Source organism: Micromonospora zingiberis, from assembly GCF_004331455.1.
GTDB classification, from domain to species: Bacteria; Actinomycetota; Actinomycetes; order Mycobacteriales; family Micromonosporaceae; genus Micromonospora; species Micromonospora zingiberis.
In genome coordinates, this window is the sequence record NZ_SJJR01000009.1 from 45,224 (window position 1) to 61,615 (window position 16,392).

Sequence of the window (16,392 nt, forward strand, 5' to 3'; positions counted from 1 at the left end):
CGCCGAGAGAACCCGATGAGAGGAACCCACCGCAATGACCCGTGACGAGATCACCGCCGGCCTCGCCGAGATCCTCGAAGAGGTTGCCGGGGTGAACCCGGACGACGTGGCCGAGGGGAAGTCCTTCACCGACGACCTGGACGTCGACTCGCTCTCCATGGTGGAGGTCGTGGTGGCGGCCGAGGAGAAGTTCGGCGTCAAGATTCCGGACAACGAGGTGCAGAACCTCAAGACGGTCGGCGACGCCGTCAGCTACATCGAGGCGCAGTCCTGATCATGAGTCGCTCCGACGTCGTCGTCACCGGGCTCGGCGCGACCACCCCGCTGGGCGGGGACGTCGCGTCGACCTGGGACGCCATGCTCAACGGCCGCTCCGGGGTGAGTGCACTCACCCAGGAGTGGGCCGAGCAGTTGCCCGTCCGGATCGCCGCCCAGCTCGCGGTCGATCCGGCCACCGTGCTGGACCGGGTGAAGCTGCGCCGGCTGGACCGTTCCGAGGCGATCGCCCTGATCGCCGCCCACCAGGCCTGGGCGGACTCCGGCCTGGCCGACGCCGGGCTGGACCCGGAGCGGCTGGGGGTCAGCGTCGGCTCCGGCATCGGTGGTGCCGTCACCCTGCTCGCCCAGGACGACATCCTGGAGGCCTCCGGCCCGCGTCGGGTCTCCCCGCACACCGTGCCCATGCTGATGCCCAACGGCCCGGCGGCCTGGGTGGGCCTGGAACTCGGCGCCCGGGCCGGCGTGCACTCGGTGGCCAGCGCCTGCGCCACCGGCGCGGAGGCGATCGCGCTGGGTCTGGACATGATCCGGGCCGGCCGCGCCGACGTGGTGGTGGCCGGCGGCACCGAGGCGGTCATCCACCCGCTGCCGATCGCCGGTTTCGCGTCGATGCGGGCCATGTCGACCCGCAACGACGACCCGGAGCGGGCTTCCCGGCCGTGGGACAAGGGCCGGGACGGGTTCGTCCTCGGCGAGGGTGCCGGCATCGTGGTGCTGGAGCGCGCCGAGCACGCCGCCGCCCGGGGCGCCCGGGTGTACGCGCGGCTGGCCGGGGCCGGTATCACCTCCGACGGCTACGACATCGTCCAGCCGCACCCGGAGGGTGCCGGGGCGATCCGGGCCATCGCGAAGGCGATCGCCGACGCGGATGTCGCGAAGGCCGACATCGCGCACGTCAACGCGCACGCCACCTCGACGCCGGTGGGCGACCTGGCCGAGATCAAGGCGCTGCACCAGGCGCTGGGCGACCACCCGGTGCTGACCGCCACCAAGTCCATGTCCGGGCACCTGCTCGGCGCCGCCGGCGCACTGGAGTCGATCGCGACGATCCTGGCGATCCGCGACAGCGTGGTGCCGCCGACGATCAACCTGGACGACCCGGACGATGGACTCGACCTCGACGTGGTCGCCAACAAGGCCCGCGAGTTGTCCATTTCCGCGGCGCTGAACAACTCGTTCGGCTTCGGCGGTCACAACGTGGCCCTCGTCTTCACCCGCGTCTGAGTTTCGCGGCCATCGGGCCCCCGCCGACGCCACCACGCGTCAGCGGGGGCCCGTGTGTCGCGGATCTTGGTACGAAATGACCCCATGAGGGCCATTTCGTACCAAGATCCGCGAGACAGCACCTAGCCGCAGGTCGTGGCGGGCAGTCCGGGCACCTTGACCGGGGAGCGGCCCTGCGGTCGGGCCGTGCCGGCGAGCACCTCGGCCAGTGCCTCCATCGCGGCCCGGCTCGACGAGTACGTGGCCAGCAGCGTCGGCGAGGTCGCCCCGGCCAGCACGTACGGGGTGTCCATGGCGACCGTCACCGTGGCGTCGGCGCGCAGGTCCTTGGCACGGTCGCCGTACCCGACCAGGTGGACGATCTTGCCGCCGCTGGGCACCACCCGCACCCCGGCCTCGGTCAGCGCCTCGGTCAGCATGGCCCGGGTGTGCGCCCGGCCACCCGAGGAGGTGACGGTGACCGGCCCGGAAATCGCGACCGAGTCGCACCGGCCGCGCAGGACGGTCACCGCGGCGGCGGCCAGCGCCCGGGCCGCCGCGCGGTGCGCCGGGGCAGCCAGCGTGGACAGCTCCGGCGCCGCCTCGCCGGCCAGGGTGAACTTCATGGTCAGCACCCGGGTGACCGCCTCCACCAGCCGTGCCCGGGGCAGCGTGCCGTCGCGCAGGGCCGCCAGCAGCCCGTCGTACGCCTGGCTGACGTTCGGCGGCATGAGGATCAGGTCGTTGCCGGCCTTCAGGGCGCGTACGGCGGCCTCCCCCGGCCCCCAACGGCGCGCGGGTGGCATGTTCATGCCGTCGGTGATCACTACGCCCTGAAAGCCGAGTTCGCCCCGCAGTACCTCGGTGAGCAGCTTGTACGAGAAGGTCGCCGGCACCCCGGGGTCGACCGAGCGGACGTCGAGGTGGGCGGACATCACGGCCAGCGCGCCGGCCTCGATGCCGGCGGTGAACGGCGGCCACGCCTCGGCCGCCAGCTTCTTGCGGGACTGGCCGAGTACGGGCAGGTCCTGGTGGGAGTCGTCGGCGCTGTGCCCGTGCCCCGGGAAGTGCTTCACGGTGGCGGCCACGCCAGCGGCCTGCAGTCCGCGTACCGCGCCGCCGACCTGCTCCGCGGCGCGCTGCGGATTCGCGCCGAACGACCGGGACCCGATCACCGCGCTGCGGGTGACCAGCACGTCGGCGACCGGTGCGAAGTCGACGTTGATGCCCATCGCGGCCAGCTCGGTGCCGGCGGCCCGCCAGGCCGCCTCGGTCAGGGCGGGGTCACCGGCGGCCCCGGCGGCGAGGGCGCTGGGCAGCATGGTCACCCCCTCGGTGACCCGGGTGACCACGCCGTACTCCTGGTCGGTGCCGATGAGCAGGGGCGCCGCGCCGGCGGGCAGCTTCCCGGCGGCCGCACGCAGCCCGGTGGTCAGCTCCCGAACCTGCTTCGGGTTGTCGACGTTGGTGGTCGGCTGGTTGCCCTGGGTGGGATCGTCCGCGCTGAAACCGACCAGGATCAGCCCACCGAGTCGGTACTTCTCGATCATCTCGGCCGGGGTGTCCACCCCGGCGAGGGCCCGATTGCCGGCCGCCGAGCCGGCCGACACCTCCGTCGCGCGGTCACCGTACGCGTACGGCATGAGCACCTGGCCGACCAGATCCTCGTCGGCGAGTTCGGCGACCAGGGCGGCGGCCCGGGTGGCCGGATCGTCCGGCGGCGCGCTCGACGGCGGCGCCGGCTCGGCCGAGCCGGACGGCGGGGCCGATCCGGGGCGCTGCCCGGCGTCCGAGCAACCGGAGGCGAGCAGCATGGTCACGGCGACGAGCACGGCGACGACACGCCGAGGGGTAGTCGACACGCCGCCCATCCCACCAGCTCACCGCGTATCGGGGCAACTCGGCCGGACTGCGCCCGGCGGGCCGCCAGCGCCGTACGCAGGCGTCCGGGTGGCCGGGCCGCCCCTCAGCCGACCCGGGTGAGCAGCGTCACCGGGGCTCCGTCTCCGGCGTAGCGGTACGGCTCCAGCTCGGCGTCCCAGGCGGTGCCGAGCGCCTTGTCCAGGGCGTGCGCCAGCGCCTCGGGTCCGCGTGCGGCGGCCATGAGGGTGCGCAACCGGTCCTCGCCGAGTTGGATGTCGCCAGCGGCACCCACGGTGGCCCGGAACAGCCCACGGCCCGGTACGTACATGAAACGTTCACCGTCGGCGCCCGGACTGGGTTCCTCGGTGACCTCGAAACGGATCATGGGCCACTGCCGGAGGGCAGCAGCCAACTCGGCGCCCGTTCCCGGACGACCGGACCAGCCGCATTCGGCCCGGCGGGCGCCGGGATCGACGGGCTGAGCAGTCCATTGCAGGTTGACCGGCGCGGCGAGGACGCGCGCGATCGCCCACTCGACGTGTGAGCACACGGCGAGCGGGGTCGAATGGACGTATACGACGCCACGCGTTGGCACGGTGACCTCCCGGAGAGCGAGGTGCGTCTTCCCCTACGACCTCGCCCGACCCCGGGTGCGTTGCTGGAACACATGATGACTGCTGTGACGGATGGTACGCCAGGGAATCGGAAAATCCGCCGGCCGGAATACCCGGACAGGTGACCGCCGTTCCACCTCGTGACGCCGCGATGACCAGCCGGGATCGTGGGTCGTGTACAGTTCCATCGGCGGCCTGTGCCGCGTAAGCCTCTCGCGGGTCACCCATCGGGTGACACCCGCAACAGCCCCCGGACGTTTCGTCCTCCGTACGTCTTGCAAGGAGTACCTCCGTGGCGAGCAACACCTCTAAGACCGCGCGCGCGTCAGTCCGGGCCGGCCAGGCTGGCCAGGGTGGCGCCCTCAGCGTGCTGGGCGAGTTCAAGTACCTGATCCCGCTCAACGGCGGCAAGCACGCCTACGTGCGGAACCTGACCAACGGCAAGACCGCGCACCTGCGTACCGACTCCGAGGCCTTCGTCGAGGAGATCCGGGTGCTGGCCGCCGCCGGCCACGCCGCCAAGATCCGGGCGGAGATCAACAACCTGAACGCCACCCACCCGGGCGACGGCTGGGACGCCACCGAGAAGCGCCTGGTCGAGGCCGGCGTCTTCGAGGGCTGAGCCGCACGTACCACCACGAACGCCCGTCGGGTTCCCACCCGGCGGGCGTTCGTCGTCGGCGGCGGTCAGGGCGGGTCGAGCAGGGCCACCTCGCCGGTGGCGAGGTCGTAGACCGCGCCGGCCACCGCGACCCGTCCCGCGCCGATGGGCGCGACCAGCAGCGGATCGGCGCGCAGCGTGGCCACCGTACGGTGGACGTGCCGGCGGACCGCCAACGGCTGGATCTGCGGATCGTCCAGCCCCACCTCGGTCACCGCGGGGGCGATCCGGTCGACCAGGTGGGCCAGCGCGCCCGGGGGGCGTCGACCGGCGCGCAACGCCGCCACCGTGGCGTCGACCGCGCCGCAGCGCTCGTGCCCCAGCACCATCACCAGCGGTACGCCCAGCACGTCGACCACGTACTCGATCGAGCCGAGCACGGCCCGGTCCAGCACGTGCCCGCCGGTACGGATCACGCAGATCGAACCGAAGGTCTGGTCGAAGATCGCCTCCAGCGGCACTCGCGAGTCGATGCAGCCGAGCAGGACGGCGTACGGCTGCTGATCACCCGAGGCGCTCGCGGCCGCCGCGGTCACGTCGTGCCCGTGCACCGGTTGGCCGCTGACGAAGCGGCGGTTGCCGGTGAGCAGCTCGGCCAGGGCGGTACGCGGGCTTCCGCCGGGCGCCCGGCCGGGCGGCACGGACCCGCTGGGCGCTGCCCGCGACACTGCCATGCCATCCAGCTTGACCCCGTCGCCGCGCACCCCGGGGCCGGTTGGGAATCTTCTCAACGTCCCGGTTCGCGTGGTGTCATGACGGGTAGCCGCTGTTACCACCGGGTATCCCCGGTGTTACGCATCCGCGCGGTCGTGGGGAGGTGGCGATGCCAGAGCGGATCGAGGTACGGCTACCCGACGACGTACGCCTGCACGTGGAGACCAGCGGTCCGGCGGACGCCGAGGTCACCGCGGTGCTGCTGCACGGCTGGACGTTGGACGGGCGCAGCTGGCACCGCCAGTTGGCGGCCCTGCGCGAGACGTACCCCACGGTGCGGGTGGTCAGCTACGACGCACGCGGGCACGGGCGCTCCAGTTGCATGACCCTGCCCACGGCCACGCTGGCCCAGCTCGGCGACGACCTGGCGGCGGTGCTGGACGCGGTCGCCCCCGCCGGCCGGGTGGTGCTGGTCGGCCACTCGATGGGCGGCATGACGATCATGGAGTACGCCCACCGCCACCCGGACCACTTCGCGCGCCGCACGGCCGGTCTGGTCTTCGTCTCCACCACGGCCGAGGGGCACACGCACACCGTCTACGGCCTGTCGCCACGGATCGCCCGGATCATCCGGCTGGCCGAGACCACCGGGGCCGGGGTGTTGGCCCGCTGCGGCTCGTGGCGCCCGCCCCAGGCCCTGCTGCGGGCGCTGCGGCCCAGCATCCGCTGGATGCTCTTCGGTGAGCGCTGCGATCCGGTCGACATCCGCCTGGTCACCTCGGCGGTGGCGCACGCCTCGCTGCGTTCGATCGGCGGGTTCCGGGCGTCGATCGGCACCCAACACCGGCTGGCGACGCTCGCCGCGCTGGCGCACCTGCCGGCCGCCGCGCTGGTCGGCGACCGGGACCGGCTCACCCCACCACCGTGTGCGGAGTCGATCGCCGCGGCGCTGCCGGCCACCGAGCTGACCGTGTGTCCCGGGGCCGGCCACATGCTGATGATGGAACGCCCCGAGGAGGTCAACGCCGCGCTGTCCGGCGTGCTGCGCCGGGTGCTCGACGCCAGCCCCGCCCACCGCTGTTAACAAGGGCCCCCTGCTCTACCTGAGGCGTTAACAAGGTGCCCTTCCTTGCACCTAAGCGGCGGGGCGTAATCTCGTGCGGTTGGCCGGCCGGCGTCACGAGGGGAAGCGAGCGGTGGATCAGAGCACCCTGGATCAGGAGATCGCCGTCGAGCAACGGCATCTCGACCGGGTGTACGCACGACTGGCCGAGCTGCGGCGCGCGGCGGTCCGCGCCGAACGCGACGGCTACCGGCTGGCCCGGGTCGGCAACTTCGGCGCACTTGTCGAACGCGACGCGATGGTCTTCCACGCCGCGCAGCGACGTCACCTGCTCGACGCCGAGTACGAGGGGCTGGTCTTCGGGCGGCTCGACCTGCGTGACGGGCAGGTGCTCTACGTCGGGCGGCTCGGCATCCGCGACGAGGACGCCAGCACGCTGGTGGTCGACTGGCGGGCCCCGGCCGCCGCCGCGTTCTACCAGGCGACTCCCGCCGAGCCGCTCGGGGTGGTGCGGCGCCGGACGATCCAGTCCAGCGGCGAACGGGTCACCCGGATCGAGGACGACCTGCTCGACCCGGACGCCGCACCGCCGGAGATGTCGGTGGTCGGTGACGGCGCGCTGCTGGCCACCCTCTCCCGTACCACCGGTCGGGGCATGCGCGACATCGTCGCGACCATCCAGCGGGAGCAGGACGAGGCGATCCGCTCCCCCGGTTCCGGGGTCACGCTCGTCTCCGGCGGTCCGGGCACCGGCAAGACGGCGGTGGCACTGCACCGCGCCGCGTACCTGCTCTACGCCGACCGCAGCCGGTACGCCGGGGGCGGGATCCTGGTCGTCGGCCCGTCCTCGGTCTTCGTCTCCTACATCGCCTCGGTGCTGCCGTCGCTGGGCGAGGACACCGCCACCCTGCACTCGCTGGGCAGCCTCTTCCCCGGCCTGGCCGCCACCCGTACCGACCCGCCCCAGGTGGCCACGATCAAGGGGTCGCTGCGGATGCGTCGGGTCCTGGAGCGCGCCGCCCGGGACATCGCGCCGGGCGCCCCGACCGAGCTGCGCCTGCTGTACCGGGGACAGCTGTTGCGGCTGGACCGGACCGAGCTGGACGCGGTCTGGAACCGGGCCCTGGCGCGGGGCGCCCGCCGCAACGAGGTACGCCGGGCCGGCTTCGACGGCGTGCTCGCCGCGCTCTGGGCGCAGGCCCGCCGGCTGGGCATCGCCGGGCTACCCGAGCAGCGCGCCTTCGAGGACGAGTTGATCGAGCGCACCGACTTCCGGGACTTCCTGAAGGCGTGGTGGCCCCGACTGCATCCCCGGCACGTGCTCGGTTGGCTGGCCGACCCGGAGCGGCTGCGGCGGTACGGCACCGGCATCCTCTCCGGTTCCGAGATCCGGTTGCTGAGCCAGGCGTACCGGGGGCTGGCCGCCGACGGGCCGACCGTCGCCGACGCCGCGTTGCTCGACGAACTGGACGCGCTGCTGGGCAAGCCGATGCGCCGGGCCCGCCCCAAGCGGGACCCGTACCAGTTGGCCGGCGGGGTCCGCGAGCTGAGCACCTTCGCCGATCGGCAGCGGGCCGCCCGGCAGGCCGCCCGGGAACGCCCGGAGGACTACCGCGACTACGCCCACGTGGTGGTCGACGAGTCGCAGGACGTCTCGCCGATGCAGTGGCGGATGATCGGCCGACGGGCCCGACTGGCCTCCTGGACCGTGGTGGGTGACCCGGCGCAGACCGCGTGGACGGGCGATCCGCAGGAGCTGACCCGGGCCCGGGACCAGGCACTGGGCCGGCGACGGCGGCACCGCTTCACGCTCACCACCAACTACCGCAACTCGGCGGAGATCTTCGCGGTGGCAGCCGAGGAGATCCGCCGGGTGTACCCGGATCTCCCGCTGCCCACCGCCGTCCGTTCCACCGGGGTCGACCCGATTCGACTGGTGGTGCCGCCCGCCGAGTTGGCGACGAGCGTGGTGACCGCCGCGAGCGCCCTGCTCGACGAGGTCGAGGGCACCGTCGGGGTGATCACTCCGGTGCCCCGCCGGGACGAGGTGGCGGCCTGGCTGGGTGGGCTCGGCGGGGAACGTCTCCAGGTGGTGACGAGCCTGGAGGCCAAGGGCATGGAGTACGACGGGGTGGTGCTGGTCGCGCCGGGCGAGATCCGGGCGGTGCCCGACTCGGGCGTGCGTACGCTCTACGTCGCGCTGTCCCGGGCCACCCAACGGCTGACCACGGTCGACGTGGCCGAGTGAGACGGCGGACCGGCCGACGGTTGCACACATAGCGATGTTGGCATAGTTCCGCCGTCGGGACGGCCGACGACGCAAGGTGTCTGCGTGGGTCCGGGCCATGACCACCAGGCCGCGGCGTCGAACGCCGCGCACCGCCACTTTGGCCGACTGTGGGCGGCGTTCGCGCTGCTCAGCATCCTGATGGTGGTCGAGGCGGCGACCGCGCTGCGCACCGGTTCACTGGCCCTGCTCTCCGACGCCGGGCACATGTTCACCGACGTCCTGGGCATCGGGATGGCCCTCGCGGCCGTCGCCGCGACCCGCCGGGCCCGCACCGATCCGCAGCGCACCTTCGGGCTCTACCGCCTGGAGGTGCTGGCCGCGCTGGCGAACGCCGTACTGCTCTCCGGGGTCGCGGTGTACGTGCTGGTCGAGGCGGTACGGCGGTTCGGCGACCCGCCCGAGGTGCTGGCCGGCCCGGTGCTGGTCGTGGCGGTGCTCGGCCTGATCGCCAACATCGTCGCGTTCGTGCTGCTGCGCCCCGGGGCACAGGAGAGCATCAACCTGCGTGGGGCGTACCTCGAGGTGCTGGGAGACCTGCTCGGCTCGCTGGGCGTGATCGGCGCGGCGGCGCTGATCGCACTGACCGACTGGTGGTGGGCCGATCCGCTGGTCGCGGTCGCGATCGGCCTGTTCATCCTGCCCCGGACCTGGCGCCTGGGCCGGGCCGCGCTGCGCATCCTGGTGCAGGCCGCCCCGGAACACCTCCAGGTGACCGCGGTCTACGACCGCCTGGCCACGGTGCCCGGCGTGGCCGGCGTCCATGACCTGCACGTGTGGACGCTCACCTCCGGCATGGACGTCGCCTCGGCCCACCTGACGGTGACCCCTGGCGCCGATGTCGGCGGGATCCTGGCGGCAGCCCGCGCCGCCCTGCGGGAGGAGTTCCACATCGAGCACGCCACCCTGCAGGTCGAGCCGGGGGCGGCTCCTGGGGCCTGCGGGGCCGTCGAGTGGTAATGAGACAAAGCTCAACTAAACGCAGAGTTGATGACTTATGTCTGATTTACTGGTCACCAGGCGAACACCAGGAGTCACACTGGCTGCGTGGGCCACAGCAGCACCGGTAGGCTCGGACCCGGCCTCCGCCAGGCGGCACTCAACGGTGCCGGCGGCGGCCGCCGCCTAATCGCCCGTCAGGGCGAACCGGGGAACCACGTTCCTGGGGTGCATCCGCGCGTACGCGCGGTAGGGATCTTCCGTCCCGAACCCGTCAGCTAACCCGGTCGGCGGCTGACGGAAGGACATGTGCATGCCAGCAGTGGCAACCGAGAAACCGGCCGCCCGGACGGCGGCCCTGATCTGCGCGGCGCTCGCCCTCGCCGTGGGTGTCGCGCTCGTTCCCGGCCCCGCCGCGGCCGCACCTGCCGGGTTGCGGGCGGCAGCCCCCAGCGACGTCGGCGACGAGGGCGGCACCCCGGCGCTGCGGGCCCAGTTGGAGGCGGCCAGCAAGGGTTACCTCGACGCCAAGGCCGCGCTGGACCGTTCGGTCAAGCGCCAGAAGCAGCTCGCCGAACAGCTCACCGCCACCGAGGGCCAACTCACCGAACGCGGCGCCAAGGTCGCCGAGATCGCCGCCACGGCGTACCGCTCGGGCCGGCTCGGCGCCGCGTCGGCGCTGCTGAACAGCGGCTCCCCGGCCGGCTTCATGGACCGGGCGGCGGCGCTGGACGCGGTGGCCGCCAACGAGGAGCGCGCCCTGGGCGAGCTGCGGGCCACCCGCGACGAGGTCAGCAAGACCAAGCAGGCGCTGGATGTGGAGGTCCAGGAGCAGCGCAAGCAGGTGGCCGTGATGGCCAAGCGCAAGGACCAGGCCGAGCGGGCGCTGACCGTGGCGAACGAACGGGCGGAGGCGGCCGAGCGCGCCCAGGCGGCCGAGCGCGCCAACCGCGCCCCGGTCCGCAGCGGCGGTTCCAGCCCGACGGCCAAGCCCGCACCGCGCAACTCGGACGGCTCGTGGCCGGCGGAGTCGTGCAGCGTCAACGACCCGACCCCGGCCAACGGCTGCATCACCCCGCGCACGCTGCACGCGCTCAACCAGGCCAAGTCGGCCGGCTTCACCCGGTATGTCTCCTGCTACCGCTCCGGCGGCTCCGGCGAGCACCCCAAGGGTCGGGCCTGCGACTTCGCGGCCCAGAAGAACGGCTTCGGCGGGGTCGCCACGGGCGGCGACCGGACGTACGGCAACAACCTGGCGGCGTACTACGTGAACAACGCCGACCGGCTCGCCGTGCTGTACGTGATCTGGTACAAGCAGATCTGGCTGCCCAGCAGCGGTTGGCGGGCGTACAGCGGCGGGCGCGGCGACCCGTCCAGCGACCACACCAACCACGTCCACCTGTCGGTGTACTGACCGATCGCCCCCGAACGACACGCCGGGTGGGCCGCCCTACAGGTGGCCCACCCGGCGTCGTTCGTCGGTTGACGGGTTCAGGCCCCCGGAAGGACCTCGGGTGTCGCGGCGGCACCGGCGTAGTACGGCTCGGGAGCGCCGAAGAGGCCGAGCAGGCCGGTCACCCAGAGCTGCCGGTGCACGAACCGGCTCGGCTCGGTGACGACCAGTTTCACGCCACTGACCTCGGCGGTCTGGAAGCCGGCGACCATCGCGCTGATGCCCACCGAGTCGATGAAGGTGACCAGCCGCATGTTGAGCTCGATCCGGGCCGGACGCCCCTTGGCCAGCACCTCGGCAATGGCCTCTTTCACCTCGTACGCGGTGTCGACGTCGATCTCGCCCCGCGGGGCGATCTCGATGACACCACCAGGCCGAACCGTTTGCAGGATCGACAGGCTCACGCGAGCACCTCCACTCGCCCGTACGACGGGCGCCTCATCAGTACGCGGGCCGCGACCGAGAGTATTCCTCCAACGGCCTCGGTCGCCACCCCTCGGGATGAGCAATTCGCGGACAGGGGCGTTCCAAGTCGCCCTTATCCGGACTTTTCATGTCCTATCACTCGACGCTCTGGCTGCCAGCCCACGTCGCCGAACCAGGGTAACGGCCCGGCGCCAGTCCGTTTGACGTCCGACCCGACGACGCGCTCGCCGCAAAGCCAGCACCGCTGGTAGCCGGCGTGCGGCTACTGGACAAGTGTGCCTAGCATCACGACTGACCGCTACGACGAGAGGACGACGACATGCTTCGCAGACTCGCCACCCTGGCCGGTGTCAGCGCCCTGCTCGCCCTCGTGTTGGCCTGCGGGTTCGGCGGCGGCGAAGACGATGACGACGACGATGACGACGACTTCGCCCGGGGCAGCGTCGCCGTGGTGCTGTCCCGCTGACCCTCGACGGGCCACCGCGACCCGGCACGGCGGCACTTGATCGGCCGTCCTGGTTTGCGATGGCGTCCGGTGGGGCACAGCCTCCGTTGGGCGCACCCCGCCGCACGCCGGGCAAGCCGCCGAGGAGGTCTGATGCGGGTACCGCCCTCGGCACCGTCGAGGAGGGAACCACATGTTCGGAACCAACCTGCTGGAACGCCGCAGCAAGCCGGAACGGATCGCGGACCACGCGTGGCAACACCTCGTGTCGGCGGTGAACAGCGCGGGTGACAACATCCGCGACACCGCCCGGTCGGCCCGGCACACCTCGGTGGGGCTGGCCGACGATGCCGGCGACGTGATGGGGTCGGCTGCCGAGGAGGCCCGCCGCCGGGCCACCCGCGCCTTCGACGCCCTGGCCGGGCGCCGTCCCGCACTGCCCTGGACGTTGCTGATCGGCGCGACGCTGGTCGGCGCCGCGATCGGCTGGGCTGCCGGCACCGCCGCCCGCGCCGCCGGTAGTCGCGACCGCTCAGTCGAGGACATCGAGTTCGTCGACGTCGAACGCCCCGACTCCCCCGCCGAGACCGACCGCTGACTTCAGCCGGCCCGCGGCTCGGGCCGAGCCAGCGGGTCGACGGGCTGACACTGTGACGGGCCCCGCCCGACCATGACGGTCGGACGGGGCCCGCTGCGCTGACCGGGTGTGGACGGTCAGCGGGTGGTGCAGGTGATGGTGGCAGGTGGATTGTTCGCGCCGGGGGCGCTGGCCAGGAAGCCAGCGGTGGCGGTGGCACCGGGCGCCAGGGCGCCGTTGTAGCCGGCGTCGCGCAGCGAGACGCTCGCACCGGTCTGGGTGTGGGTGCCGCCCCAGACCTGGGTGATCTGCTGGCCGTTCGGGAACGTCCAACCGAGCGTCCAGCCACTGATCGACGCGGTGCCCGCGTTGCGAATCACCAGCTCACCCTGGAACCCACCGGGCCACGAACCGGAGACGCGGTAGGTGGCCGAACATCCGCCCGGCGGCGGCGGAGTGGTCGGGGACGGGGACGGGCTGGTGGGCGCCGGGGTTGGCGACGGACCGGTGGGCGACGGCGTCGGGCTGGTCGGGCTCGGTGACGGGCTCGTCGGCGTCGGCGTCGGGTTACCGCCGGCCCGGTCCGCGACCAGGATGCCCCGGCCGTTGGTGCCGAGGTAGACCCGCCCGTAGACCCGGGGGTCGCCGGTGAGCGCGTCACCCGCATTGCCGTACTGGTGCTGGTCGTCGTTGATGCGTACCCAGTTCGCCCCGGTGTCGTCCGACCGGTAGACCCCGTGCTGGCCGCCGACCGTGCCGTACAGGTAGAGCGCCGGGTACGTCTGCCCGGGCGCCGCCCGGCCGAAGCCGATGTTGCCCGAGGTGCTGACGTTCGTCGACTTGACGAAGGTGGCCCCGGAATCGGTGGAGCGCCACAGCCCACCCTGCCCAGCCAGCCACAGCTCACCCTCCTTACCGGGCAGGGCCTTGAACCGTACGTTTCCGGTGGTGGGCAGCCCGGTCGCGGCAGAGGCGGTGAAGCTGGCCCCACCGTTGGTGCTCACGTAGAACCGGCCGCCGCTGAAGCCGTAGAACTTGTTCGGGTTCACCCGGTCGGACTCGACGGTCGCGTTGGCCGGGATGCCGGTCGCGGCGGTCCACGAGTTGCCGAAGCCGACCGAGTAGACGACCTGCTGGCCGGCGTCGCCCGGCGCCCAGACGAAGCGGCTGCCGTTGGCCGCCGCGGCGACCGTGCCGCCGTTGTTGATCCCGCCGGGCTCGGTGCCCTGGAACCAGTTCGCCCCGCCGTCGGTGGAGAACGCCACGTGGCTGTCGTTCGGCCGGTCGGCGTCGGTGAAGTTGCCGGCCCGGACCATCACCGACGGGTTGGCCTCGGCGTAGTCCAGACTGGTGGTGCTGGTGAAGACCGGCTGGGTGAACATCAGCGCCGGCACCGCGTCGAGGTTGGTGTGCCGGAAACCGCCGATGTCGCCGAGCGCGCTGACCAGCGGTGCGCCCGAGGGCGGGCTGACCAGGTCGAGCACCGCGGTCTCCTCCAGGCCCTTGACCATCGGTCGGATGGTGAACGAGCCGCCGGTGTCCCATCGGGTCAGGTCGGTGCTGCCGTAGATGGTCGCGCCGGTGCCGTACATGAACCGGTTCGAGTCGTGCGGGTCGATCTCCACCGACTCGTTCATCCAGCCGAGCTTGGGTGTCTCCTCGGGCGGCTGCGGGTTGGCGCCGAAGGTCAGCCACGGCACCGAGCTGATGTCCATGGTGTACTTCTTGACCCGCTGCGGATAACTGCCCCAGTCCCAGATCCGACTCCAGGTGGCGCCGCCGTCGGTGCTGCGCCAGAAGATCGCGTCCGGCCACCAGGAGATCTGGGTGGCCACCATCAGGGTGTTCGGTCGCTGCCGGTCGATGGTCAGGCCGCTGTAGCCGAAGTACGCGTCGGAACTGCTCGACGGGATCGGGCTGATCCGCGTCCAGGTGCCGGTGGCGCGGGTGAACTTCCAGACGTCGCCCTTGCCGCCGTCGTACGGCCCGCCGGTGTCGCTGGTGGCGATGTAGAGGTGACCGCCGACGTGGTCCACGACGCCCTTGTGCGCCAGGTAGCCGGTGGGCTGACCGGGAATCCGCTCCCAGGTGCTGCCGCCGTTGGTGCTGCGGTAGACCGGGTTCTGCTTGTCCGCCACGCCCACGTAGACGGTCTGCGTGGCGTTACCCGTGGTGCCGGTGGACTTGTCGAAGGCGACCCAGGTCAGGCCCTGGTTCTGGGACTGGTAGCCGCTGCTGTCGGTCGGGTCGGCGACGTAGTTGCCGACGTTCGGGAAGTTGGTCACCTTCGCCCAGGTGGCGCCGTAGTCGGTGCTGCGCCAGAGACCGTTGCCACCCTCGGCGGCGTAGTAGACGACGCTGTTGCGGTTCGGGTCGACGGCCAGCCGCTCCCCCATGCCCCGGCCGGGCATGTTGCCGCCGTTCTTGAACGGCAACTCGAACGCCTGCCAGGTGTTGCCCTTGTCGGTGGAGCGCAGGATCGCGCCGTTGTTCGGGTCCCAGCTGTTGGTGTACATGCCGACTGCGGCGTACACCCGGTTGGTCTGCACCGGGTCGGTGGCGAGGCTGACCACGCCGTTCCAGCCCCAGCGGTCCTCGCCCACCCAGTCCAGCAGCGGGATCCAGGACTGGTTGGCCTGATCCCACCGGTACGCCCCACCGATGTCCGTGCGGGCGTAGATCAGGTTGCGCTCGGTCGGGTTGAAGATGATGCCGGGAACGAAGCCGCCGCCGTCGATCCGGACGTTGCGCCAGGTGTACGACTCGGCGGCGACCTGCGCGGTCGGCGCCGAGGAGGCGGTGAGCGGCACCGCCACCACGGCTGTGACGGCGGCCAGCGCGGACACCACCGCGCCGACGAAACTTCTCCGCATCTGGTTTTCCTCTCGGGGGACACGCCCCACACCCCCGTGCCGAGGGCAGGGCGACGTACGTGGAACACCCGTCGGAGCTGCCCTGGCTCCGGCACCGGCGCGATGGCTCCCGCACCCGAGGAATGCGCTTACCCTAGCCCTTCCGGAAGTCATATGGAAGCGCTCCCAAGCATCTCCCCCGGCGCGGGTGAGGCCGGATCACCCGGACGACCACCAGGCTGGTCCCGCGGACCCGGCGGGGTACGGCCGCCAGGCTGGTCTCACGGACCCGGCGGGGTCTCGCCACCGACGGCCGAAGAGAGGAGCGACCGATGGCCAGCATTTCGACGATCAACCGCACCGACCAGGACATCCGGTCCGCAGTACTCGACGAACTGGACTGGGAACCCCGGGTGCAGCCACACGAGATCGGGGTGACCGTGGCGGAGGGCGTGGTGACGCTCACCGGTCGGGTGGACAGCTACGCCAAGAAGTGGGCGGCGGAACGGGCGGCCCACCGCGTCACCCAGGTCCGGGCGGTCGCCAACGACGTCGCCGTACGGCTGGTCACCGGCGCGGAGCGCACCGACCCGGAGATCGCCGGCGCGGTCGAACACGCCCTACAGTGGCACGCCTTCGTACCGGTCGAGCAGCTCGACGTGACGGTCTCGGAAGGCTGGGTCACCCTGCACGGCGAGGTCGAGTGGGAGTACCAGCGCCGGGCCGCCGAGGAGTCGGTCAACCGGCTGAGCGGCGTACGCGGCGTCAGCAACGGCATCAGCGTCCGGCCGGCGACCCGCCCCGACGGTGCCACCCTGGCCAACCGGATCGTCGACGCGCTGGCCCGCAACCGGGCCACCGCCGCCGAACAGGTGACGGTACGGGTACACGGCGACACCGTCCTGCTGGGCGGGCTGGTGCACTCGATGCCCGAACGCGCCGAGGTGGAGCGGGTCGTCTGGTCCGCACCGGGCATCCGCGAGGTGCAGAACCACATCGCGGTCGCCCCCGTACTCCGCTGAGCCATCGCGGTCGCCCCCGTACTCCGCTGAGCCGGGCGGCGCCGAACCACCCGG

General features: G+C 72.2%; 15 protein-coding genes and 1 riboswitch. Of the genes, 10 read left to right on the forward strand and 5 right to left on the reverse strand.

Annotated elements, in window-relative coordinates:
• Positions 1-34: 34 nt before the first annotated feature.
• Positions 35-274, forward strand: coding sequence for an acyl carrier protein (locus E0H26_RS15070; RefSeq protein ID WP_007072348.1), 240 nt, complete (start codon positions 35-37; stop codon positions 272-274).
• Positions 275-276: 2 nt separating this feature from the next.
• On the forward strand, positions 277-1,503 hold the full coding sequence (gene fabF / locus E0H26_RS15075) for a beta-ketoacyl-ACP synthase II (protein WP_131304283.1): 1,227 nt from the start codon (positions 277-279) through the stop codon (positions 1,501-1,503).
• Between the two features lie 122 nt (positions 1,504-1,625).
• Here fabF and E0H26_RS15080 read toward each other — a convergent pair whose 3' ends face one another.
• Complete coding sequence (locus E0H26_RS15080; protein WP_131304284.1) at positions 1,626-3,353, reverse strand: glycoside hydrolase family 3 protein; 1,728 nt, start codon at positions 3,351-3,353, stop codon at positions 1,626-1,628.
• Positions 3,354-3,448: 95 nt separating this feature from the next.
• Entirely contained in the window at positions 3,449-3,940 is a 492-nt protein-coding gene (locus E0H26_RS15085) for a DUF3145 domain-containing protein (protein ID WP_131304285.1), read from the reverse strand.
• A gap of 311 nt (positions 3,941-4,251) precedes the next feature.
• On the opposite strand from E0H26_RS15085, the gene E0H26_RS15090 reads away from it, so the two are divergent.
• The gene (locus E0H26_RS15090; protein WP_121655853.1) at positions 4,252-4,581 is read left to right on the forward strand and encodes a hypothetical protein; all 330 of its coding nucleotides are present in this window, start codon (positions 4,252-4,254) and stop codon (positions 4,579-4,581) included.
• A gap of 65 nt (positions 4,582-4,646) precedes the next feature.
• Here the strand turns inward: E0H26_RS15090 and E0H26_RS15095 are convergent, their stop codons facing one another.
• Positions 4,647-5,294, reverse strand: coding sequence for a carbonic anhydrase (locus E0H26_RS15095; protein ID WP_131304286.1), 648 nt, complete (start codon positions 5,292-5,294; stop codon positions 4,647-4,649).
• A gap of 149 nt (positions 5,295-5,443) precedes the next feature.
• Here E0H26_RS15095 and E0H26_RS15100 point away from each other — a divergent pair, with 149 nt between their 5' ends.
• The 4 genes from E0H26_RS15100 (at position 5,444) to E0H26_RS15115 (ending at position 10,977) form a co-directional block, all read left to right on the forward strand.
• Positions 5,444-6,358, forward strand: a complete 915-nt coding sequence (locus tag E0H26_RS15100; RefSeq protein WP_131304287.1) for an alpha/beta fold hydrolase — start codon at positions 5,444-5,446, stop codon at positions 6,356-6,358.
• A 112-nt stretch (positions 6,359-6,470) separates the two neighbouring features.
• Positions 6,471-8,585 carry a HelD family protein gene (locus E0H26_RS15105; RefSeq protein WP_131304288.1) on the forward strand — a complete coding sequence of 705 codons (2,115 nt, stop codon included), beginning with the start codon at positions 6,471-6,473 and terminating at the stop codon, positions 8,583-8,585.
• An 84-nt stretch (positions 8,586-8,669) separates the two neighbouring features.
• Positions 8,670-9,584 carry a cation diffusion facilitator family transporter gene (locus E0H26_RS15110; protein WP_131304289.1) on the forward strand — a complete coding sequence of 305 codons (915 nt, stop codon included), beginning with the start codon at positions 8,670-8,672 and terminating at the stop codon, positions 9,582-9,584.
• A gap of 152 nt (positions 9,585-9,736) precedes the next feature.
• Positions 9,737-9,872: riboswitch (cyclic di-AMP (ydaO/yuaA leader) on the forward strand.
• A 4-nt stretch (positions 9,873-9,876) separates the two neighbouring features.
• A complete protein-coding gene (locus E0H26_RS15115) occupies positions 9,877-10,977 on the forward strand; it encodes a coiled-coil domain-containing protein (protein WP_131304290.1) in 1,101 nt (366 codons plus the stop codon).
• A gap of 77 nt (positions 10,978-11,054) precedes the next feature.
• On the opposite strand, the gene E0H26_RS15120 is transcribed toward E0H26_RS15115, so the two are convergent.
• Entirely contained in the window at positions 11,055-11,420 is a 366-nt protein-coding gene (locus E0H26_RS15120; RefSeq protein WP_111218982.1) for an STAS domain-containing protein, read from the reverse strand.
• A 341-nt stretch (positions 11,421-11,761) separates the two neighbouring features.
• Between E0H26_RS15120 and E0H26_RS29340 the strand changes: the two genes are divergently transcribed.
• A complete protein-coding gene (locus E0H26_RS29340; protein ID WP_165521882.1) occupies positions 11,762-11,908 on the forward strand; it encodes a hypothetical protein in 147 nt (48 codons plus the stop codon).
• 172 nt (positions 11,909-12,080) lie between these two features.
• On the forward strand, positions 12,081-12,485 hold the full coding sequence (locus E0H26_RS15125; protein ID WP_131304291.1) for a hypothetical protein: 405 nt from the start codon (positions 12,081-12,083) through the stop codon (positions 12,483-12,485).
• Between the two features lie 116 nt (positions 12,486-12,601).
• Here the strand turns inward: E0H26_RS15125 and E0H26_RS15130 are convergent, their stop codons facing one another.
• Positions 12,602-15,337 carry a cellulose-binding domain-containing protein gene (locus tag E0H26_RS15130; RefSeq protein ID WP_131304292.1) on the reverse strand — a complete coding sequence of 912 codons (2,736 nt, stop codon included), beginning with the start codon at positions 15,335-15,337 and terminating at the stop codon, positions 12,602-12,604.
• Between the two features lie 311 nt (positions 15,338-15,648).
• On the opposite strand from E0H26_RS15130, the gene E0H26_RS15135 reads away from it, so the two are divergent.
• The gene (locus tag E0H26_RS15135; protein WP_131304293.1) at positions 15,649-16,338 is read left to right on the forward strand and encodes a BON domain-containing protein; all 690 of its coding nucleotides are present in this window, start codon (positions 15,649-15,651) and stop codon (positions 16,336-16,338) included.
• Positions 16,339-16,392 lie beyond the last annotated feature (54 nt).

Bases quoted from the DNA above. Each gene is read 5' to 3' on its own strand.
- E0H26_RS15095 (WP_131304286.1), bottom strand. From the start codon at position 5,294: ATGGCAGTGTCGCGGGCAGCGCCCAGCGGGTCCGTGCCGCCCGGCCGG.
- E0H26_RS15115 (WP_131304290.1), top strand. From the start codon at position 9,877: ATGCCAGCAGTGGCAACCGAGAAACCGGCCGCCCGGACGGCGGCCCTG.
- E0H26_RS15130 (WP_131304292.1), bottom strand. From the start codon at position 15,337: ATGCGGAGAAGTTTCGTCGGCGCGGTGGTGTCCGCGCTGGCCGCCGTC.
- E0H26_RS15100 (WP_131304287.1), top strand. From the start codon at position 5,444: ATGCCAGAGCGGATCGAGGTACGGCTACCCGACGACGTACGCCTGCAC.
- E0H26_RS29340 (WP_165521882.1), top strand. From the start codon at position 11,762: ATGCTTCGCAGACTCGCCACCCTGGCCGGTGTCAGCGCCCTGCTCGCC.
- E0H26_RS15135 (WP_131304293.1), top strand. From the start codon at position 15,649: ATGGCCAGCATTTCGACGATCAACCGCACCGACCAGGACATCCGGTCC.
- E0H26_RS15080 (WP_131304284.1), bottom strand. From the start codon at position 3,353: ATGGGCGGCGTGTCGACTACCCCTCGGCGTGTCGTCGCCGTGCTCGTC.
- E0H26_RS15125 (WP_131304291.1), top strand. From the start codon at position 12,081: ATGTTCGGAACCAACCTGCTGGAACGCCGCAGCAAGCCGGAACGGATC.
- fabF (WP_131304283.1), top strand. From the start codon at position 277: ATGAGTCGCTCCGACGTCGTCGTCACCGGGCTCGGCGCGACCACCCCG.
- E0H26_RS15070 (WP_007072348.1), top strand. From the start codon at position 35: ATGACCCGTGACGAGATCACCGCCGGCCTCGCCGAGATCCTCGAAGAG.